At 67.2% G+C, this 256-nt stretch carries 1 protein-coding gene; it reads right to left on the reverse strand.

Annotated features, from left to right (window positions below; translation table 11 throughout):
* Positions 1-256: cobaltochelatase subunit CobN (locus tag SB764_RS42360; RefSeq protein WP_410867088.1), on the reverse strand; the 256-nt coding region annotated here is incomplete at both ends.

Raw genomic sequence — 256 nt, forward strand, 5'->3', positions numbered from 1 at the left:
GGCCAGCAGGTTTGCGACAGGCCCACGCCCTTGCCCGGCAGCCATTCGAGGTTGCCGTGCTTGCCCACATGGATCACGCCGTGGGCGCCATAGGTATGGCGCAGCCAGAAATAGAACGCGAGATAGCCGTGGGGCGGCACCAGGTCAGGGTCGTGGTACACCGCGCTGGGGTCTACCTGATAGCCCCGCGCAGGCTGGATCCCGACAAAGGTCAGGCCCAGGCGCAGGCCGGCGATCATCATGCGGCCATCGCGGC

Origin of the sequence: Paraburkholderia sp. SIMBA_027, assembly GCF_046535315.1 — a bacterium.
GTDB classification, from domain to species: Bacteria; Pseudomonadota; Gammaproteobacteria; order Burkholderiales; family Burkholderiaceae; genus Paraburkholderia; species Paraburkholderia tropica.